Consider the following 5,898-nt stretch of genomic DNA (forward strand, 5'->3'; position numbering starts at 1 on the left):
CCCAATGCCCAATGCCCAATGCCCAATGCCCAATGCCCAATGCCCAATGCCCAATCGCTAGATTTAATTTTTAATTATTTGAGAAATTTTCCGATGACAACTGCAATTTCCTATCTCAATGCCCCTGATTTAGCAACCGATGATTACATTGTTATCGGCTTGGCAACCTGCTTCGTCAAAGAAGATGGAGAAGTTTATCAAATCGAAGTTATAGAACCGATTCCCTCTGCGGCTTTGGAAGCGCTTTTAAAGGGCATCCCTACCTCCTATAAGCTGGCTCATGCAACAACTTTGGGAACTCTGCTGGATGGCGATTCCCAACTGATGCCAGATGGCTTCCCAGAGTCGGCTCAGTTTGGAGAGGAATTTGTGCCACGCACGTTTGCAGCAGCTCGTACCTACAAGCGTCGTCAATCTGCAAAATCCCTGATTCCTTTAGGTACAAACTACACTGATTTTAAATATTCTATTGAGCGCAAGCGGGTGTTAAATGCCGCTAGAGTTGTAACCAAAGAAGACAACGTAAAACAGCATTCTCACACTCACAAAGTTCTTTAACTAATTATGCTAAAACTTTACGGTAGTGTTCGTAGTCGAGCCTCAATTGTTTACTGGTATTTAGAGGAAATAAAAGTTCCTTACGAATTCGTCAAACTCGATATGCAGGCGGGTGAACATCTCCAGCCTGAATATTTGACAATTAACCCAGTTGGTAAAGTTCCAGCCATTGTTGATGGGGATTTTCAGCTTTGGGAATCTGGGGCGATTTTGCTGTATCTTGCCGATAAATATAGTAAAACTCCACTTTCACTCCAAGAACGTGCTGTATTTTCCCAATGGGTGTTGTTTGCCAATGCTACCCTTGGGCCTGGGATTTTTGGAGAAGAGAATCGGCAACGGGAAATGCCCCGCTTGTTGACTCCGTTAAATGAAATTTTCAGTAAGCAACCTTTCTTACTTGGCAATGAGTTTACTGTTGCCGATGTGGCAGTGGGGTCTATTCTGAATTACATTCCCATAATCCTGAAGCTAGACCTTAGTTCCTACCCAGCCGTGTTGAACTATATGAAGCAGTTATCTGAGCGTCCGGCATTTCAAAAGAGTATTGCTGGAAGAACTTAAAATAATTCGTAATTCGTAATTGAATTCTTAACTACGAATTACGAATCTGTTAACGATAATTTGTAAATTGCAAAGCAACTGGGTAGTCTTCTTGTTTGACTCGCTGCATGACAACTTGTAAGTCATCTTTAGATTTGGCAGAAACCCGCACAGCATCCCCTTGAATTGAGGCTTGTACCTTTTTGAATTCGTCGCGAATCAATTTGGAAATTTGTTTGGCGATTTCCTGACTGATGCCTTTTTTGAGTTTGATTTCTTGACGAACGCGATTACCACTGGCTGATTCAACATTGCCAAAATCAAAGATTTTCTGGGAAAGGTTACGCTTGGCGGCTTTTTCCCGCAGGATGTCGTGTACAGAATTTAAGGTAAACTCGCTGTCAGTACTAACGTTAATGCTTTCTTCGACTAACTCGACAGTAGTTTGAGTGTCTTTGAGGTCGTAACGACCTTTGATATCTCGTATAACTTGATCGACAGCGTTAACCAACTCTTGTCGGTCAAAGTCGCTCACAATGTCAAAGGAAAAAGTAGAAGCCATAAAACATTTTGGATTTTAGATTTTGGATTTTCTTGCGGAACGCTACGCGTAGCTTGCTTCTGCGTTCGCGGAGCGTCTTGTAGAGAAGGAGTACGGCTGCGCTCAGTCGAACAATTTTAGATTGGGGGTTGGGTATTGAGAAAACTTTTTCTCACTCCCTACTCCCCAATTAACTAGTAGCTTGGATGATGCTTAAGAAAATGAGAGTGGCAGAGCTAACGGAGCCAATGCCAAACATGAGCGATCGCAAAACGGGTATATTCAAAATATAAAAAATTGAGTATAGCAAACGCGCCACTACAAAAGCGATCGCAGCTACTTGTGCTGTAGAAGAATTTATACCAGTTACATATGCCATCAATGCGGCTGCCGCAAATATCATAAATGCTTCAAAGGTGTTCTGATGTGCCCAAGTGGCTCGTTGGGCATAAGGTGGCAATTTATCAAACATAGCGCGAGGAGTAGAAAACATTTCATACCCAATACGCACACGGGCATAAGCTACCACCAAAAATGGTACATAAATTAGAAGGGCAGCAGCAGCGATCGAGTACAAAAGAATTATCATTATTTATTAAGCATTGGTTATTAGTCATAAGTCATAAGTCATCAGTCATCAGTCATTAATCAAAGACAAATGACAAATGACAAATGACTAATCAAAGTAGAAGAGAGTCACCACTTTTCTTTGTTCTTCTGCATCTTGACAAGTTTGCAACAAGGTACCACTGTCGTGAAACGCAAAGCAAATCAGTTGCTGGCAACGAGAGACAATTTCCTTGTTACACAGGTAACTAGCTTCAGCAAGGGACAGATTATCATTATTGGGATTTTCCACTAAATGCATTACCTGTTCTAGTTGCTGGCGCGATTCCAAGGGCTGGCGTTCCAGGCTTTGGGGTAGAATCACGGTCAATAAATTCGCATCAGCTCGCGTTGCTCCCTTGATGGCAGCGGAATTTGTACCTGTAGCACCAGAAGTAATGATCCGATTACCCGATAAAACTAGGGCATATGTCATCATTTCAATAAGATTCTGATGCGTAATCGGGACGTGACGAGAACCCAGCAAGGCAATTCTTTTAGAACCTGTTTGCTGGATTGTCGCCAGTTCTTGCGCTAATGTATCGAGGCTAATAAGGTCTGTTGATTGGGTCAAAGATGGAGATAATCCAATTAAACGACCCACATATTTTACCAAACAGCGTGTAAGTGCGAGGCAAACCTGAGTTAGACATTGCTACAATTTTTCGATTGTTTGGATTACTTGGTCACACCAGGCCAGCCAATATGTTTCATAAGTAATGCCATTCACGAGAGTCAAATACTGAAATTTTGCTGATTCTGGGAGTTCTTGCGGATTCTGAAAGCATTCTTGTTCTAAATCTTTGTATGTAGTTAATTTTATTAAGTGGGCTTTTTGGTGGCGCTCTAGCTCTGCCAAGATCGTCTGGTTAGAAGCAATATGGCCAGCAAAAATTTTAACAAGTAAATCATCTTTAATCGGTGTGGGTTCACAAGGTTGAGCAATCCACTCTTTGAGCTGCTGTTCTCCCAAGTCTGTAACGCTGTAGAGCTTTTTATCTGGGCGTCCTACTTGCACAATCGACTCGGAACTGATCCATGCTTGATCTTCTAGCTTTGACAACTCTCGATAAATCTGCTGGTGACTTGCTGACCAGAAAAAGCCTACAGAGCCATCGAATCGTTTTGCTAAATCATACCCACTACAAGGCGCGTCAACCAGAGTAGCTAATATTGCGTGCGCTAATCCCATAATTTTTAATTCACTACTTGACATATGCAACTAATTGCATAATAAACTGAAATAACAAGGAGTGAGTAATAAATGCCTCAAGTAATACCAGGAAGGTTTACAGCCGAGATTAATGAACCCTTTGTTGTGTTTTTGATTGGGATGCGAATTAATAAAATCTTCGCTTTCTCCAAATGGATTCCGACTGCAACGGCGATGTCGCCCATGCTACAAAGCCTTTACCAGAATCCTGAAAAAGGGTTTTTAGGGGGAGAAACTTTTGTTTACTGGCGAGGAGTAGGACTGATTCAGTATTGGCGATCGTTCGAGGATTTAGAGCATTTTGCCAGAAATCCAGCTGATGCACATCTAAAAGCTTGGCAAAGGTTTAATCAAGCCATTGGTGCTGATGGCAGTGTCGGCATTTGGCACGAAACTTATTTAATCGAACCGGGAAGATATGAGGCGGTTTACGGCAATATGCCTGTCTTTGGATTAGCTGCTGCAACTAAGCACGTCCCAGCTATGGGGCGAAAGGAAACAGCACGCCGTCGCTTGGGAGGTGACGGCGAACCAGCTGTACCCTCACCAGTAATACAGCCTCCTAACTGTTGAAGAAGAATGCAGAATTCAGAATTCAGAATTCAGAATCAAGACGCTCTCTACGAGACGCGCAAGGGACGCGGACTCGCTCTCCGTGGCGCTATCCGCCAGTCAGGAGTCAGAATACCTTTCCTGTATTCTGACTCCTGACTCCTGACTCCTGAATTCTGTTTGATAACTGAACATAGATGCTCTTAATTGTTTAGGTTGATGAATCTAAGACAATGCGGCTGCGGGAGTTAAACCCAGTTTAGATAACAAGCGGTCAATGTCAAAATGCTTAGACATCAACTGGCGAATGCACTGAACCTTAATTGGCTCGTGGAGACGGACTTGCCCGAAAGTGCGGTCAACAATTTCTACAGTGGTGAGGGTGTCTAAGTCAACAGATAAAATGGGGATTTCTAGTTCTTCAGCGCGACTAAGAATGAATGGCGGCGGGGGTAGTTGCCCGGTGAGAATTAAACATTGGGTAGAAGTTTCCAAAGCAGCTTGCTGAATTTCTACACGATCGCCTCCTGTTACCACTGCCATATTCCGGCGTTTGCGGAAATACTTCACAGCTGAGTTGACATTCATCGCTCCAATTGCCAGACTTTCCACCAACAAATCCATGCGATCGTTGCGACAGAGAACATCAGCCTTTAACTGCTTGACTAGTTCGCCGACACTCACACTGCGGAGCAAATCGCTATTCGGCAGCATTGCTAGCACCGGAATCCCCTGCTGTTCCAAAAATGGGCGCAAGAGAGTGTCAACGACTTCTAGTTGGGTGAGTGGGATATCATTGATCACAACTCCAATCAAGCGATCGCCCACACGCTGTTTTGCAGCCAATAGCGCCTCAACCGAAAGCAACGATTTATAGCGGCTTACTAACAGCACGCCAGCATCCAATACTTCAGCCATTTGCAGCAAAGACAAGTCAAATAAATTGCCTTCGGACAAATCACCAGGCCCCTCCAGTAAGACCAAATCTCCTTGGGACATTTGTAAATATTGCTGTATTAGGGATTGCTGATAATCGGTTTTGTCTTCTCCTCGCAAGCGCTTTTGCACATTTAGTTCATCCAAAGCCAGCATTGTTGGTGCAACGCGGTTTTCCGGCAAATTGAGGCTAAGAGCGATGAACTGGACATCTTCCTCAATTACGGTTCCACTAGATGAATTTAAACAAGTACCGAGGGGTTTACCGTAGGCAATATCCAGTCCTTTTTGCTGTAGCTGATCAGACAAACCCAGAACAGTTGCAGATTTACCGCTGTAAGTCTCGGTTGATCCAATCAGCAAATATTTAGGGGATTTTGGCACACATGCACTCCTAATTTCAAAAGTCAGAAGAACCCAGCTAGGTGTTTCCTAATTCTAGTTCCTTCTGGCAAAAGCCTCTCGCTCTCTACAAATTAAGGTTTCCCAGAATTACCTTCTGATTGAACAAACAGGGAGCAAGGGAGAAGTTTTCTTTGCTTGTGTCGGCTCTGCTAACCTGTACGCCTACTCTTCAAGCCTTGTCATTACCAACAAATATCAAACTATAGGAATCATATTTGATTTCTGAAATTATCTACGTAGCTGGGGAGTGGGGAGTGGGGAGTAGGGAGTAGGGAATAGGGAATCAGGCTTTTCGAGTTGTACGGAGTTTTTTCAAAAATCAAATCATAGTCCTATAACAGCTTCGTTGCTATGGAGCCTAAGTCTGTTCAAACGGACTCAATTAAGTGAGTTTGAGTCTGTTTTTACTGGCTTCTGCTACGTAGCTATCTGTATTGTCCGTATTTTGAGCGCAAAATTGCTTTTATGGATATGAATTTTAATTGAAGAAGAATACATTCGTCAGAATGCAATCAGTGGGGGATTCAGACCCGCCACTACGAAA

General features: G+C 43.3%; 8 protein-coding genes. 3 read left to right on the plus strand and 5 right to left on the minus strand.

What is annotated here, in order from left to right:
- Positions 1–93 precede the first annotated feature (93 nt).
- Positions 94–558, plus strand: a complete 465-nt coding sequence (locus tag PUQ00_RS32055) for a hypothetical protein (protein WP_300423980.1) — start codon at positions 94–96, stop codon at positions 556–558.
- Positions 559–564: 6 nt separating this feature from the next.
- Positions 565–1,122 carry a glutathione S-transferase family protein gene (locus PUQ00_RS32060; protein ID WP_300423974.1) on the plus strand — a complete coding sequence of 186 codons (558 nt, stop codon included), beginning with the start codon at positions 565–567 and terminating at the stop codon, positions 1,120–1,122.
- A gap of 49 nt (positions 1,123–1,171) precedes the next feature.
- On the opposite strand, the gene PUQ00_RS32065 is transcribed toward PUQ00_RS32060, so the two are convergent.
- The 4 genes from PUQ00_RS32065 to PUQ00_RS32080 all read right to left on the minus strand — a co-directional run bounded on the left by PUQ00_RS32065 (position 1,172) and on the right by PUQ00_RS32080 (position 3,440).
- A complete protein-coding gene (locus PUQ00_RS32065) occupies positions 1,172–1,663 on the minus strand; it encodes a YajQ family cyclic di-GMP-binding protein (protein ID WP_300423975.1) in 492 nt (163 codons plus the stop codon).
- Positions 1,664–1,832: 169 nt separating this feature from the next.
- Complete coding sequence (locus tag PUQ00_RS32070) at positions 1,833–2,231, minus strand: MAPEG family protein (RefSeq protein WP_300423977.1); 399 nt, start codon at positions 2,229–2,231, stop codon at positions 1,833–1,835.
- Between the two features lie 87 nt (positions 2,232–2,318).
- Positions 2,319–2,822: a DNA recombination-mediator protein A gene (locus PUQ00_RS32075; RefSeq protein ID WP_300423981.1), complete on the minus strand. Its 504-nt coding sequence runs from the start codon at positions 2,820–2,822 to the stop codon at positions 2,319–2,321.
- An 81-nt stretch (positions 2,823–2,903) separates the two neighbouring features.
- Positions 2,904–3,440 carry a PadR family transcriptional regulator gene (locus tag PUQ00_RS32080; protein ID WP_300423982.1) on the minus strand — a complete coding sequence of 179 codons (537 nt, stop codon included), beginning with the start codon at positions 3,438–3,440 and terminating at the stop codon, positions 2,904–2,906.
- Between the two features lie 72 nt (positions 3,441–3,512).
- Between PUQ00_RS32080 and PUQ00_RS32085 the strand changes: the two genes are divergently transcribed.
- Entirely contained in the window at positions 3,513–4,034 is a 522-nt protein-coding gene (locus PUQ00_RS32085; protein WP_300423978.1) for a DUF4188 domain-containing protein, read from the plus strand.
- A 204-nt stretch (positions 4,035–4,238) separates the two neighbouring features.
- Here the strand turns inward: PUQ00_RS32085 and PUQ00_RS32090 are convergent, their stop codons facing one another.
- The gene (locus PUQ00_RS32090; RefSeq protein WP_300423979.1) at positions 4,239–5,333 is read right to left on the minus strand and encodes a phosphotransacetylase family protein; all 1,095 of its coding nucleotides are present in this window, start codon (positions 5,331–5,333) and stop codon (positions 4,239–4,241) included.
- Between the last annotated feature and the right edge of the window lie 565 nt (positions 5,334–5,898).

The sequence above is a fragment of the Nostoc sp. S13 genome (assembly GCF_029379315.1).
Taxonomy (GTDB): domain Bacteria; phylum Cyanobacteriota; class Cyanobacteriia; order Cyanobacteriales; family Nostocaceae; genus Nostoc.

Bases quoted from the DNA above. Each gene is read 5' to 3' on its own strand.
- PUQ00_RS32060 (WP_300423974.1), top strand. From the start codon at position 565: ATGCTAAAACTTTACGGTAGTGTTCGTAGTCGAGCCTCAATTGTTTAC.
- PUQ00_RS32065 (WP_300423975.1), bottom strand. From the start codon at position 1,663: ATGGCTTCTACTTTTTCCTTTGACATTGTGAGCGACTTTGACCGACAA.
- PUQ00_RS32085 (WP_300423978.1), top strand. From the start codon at position 3,513: ATGCCTCAAGTAATACCAGGAAGGTTTACAGCCGAGATTAATGAACCC.
- PUQ00_RS32070 (WP_300423977.1), bottom strand. From the start codon at position 2,231: ATGATAATTCTTTTGTACTCGATCGCTGCTGCTGCCCTTCTAATTTAT.
- PUQ00_RS32055 (WP_300423980.1), top strand. From the start codon at position 94: ATGACAACTGCAATTTCCTATCTCAATGCCCCTGATTTAGCAACCGAT.
- PUQ00_RS32080 (WP_300423982.1), bottom strand. From the start codon at position 3,440: ATGGGATTAGCGCACGCAATATTAGCTACTCTGGTTGACGCGCCTTGT.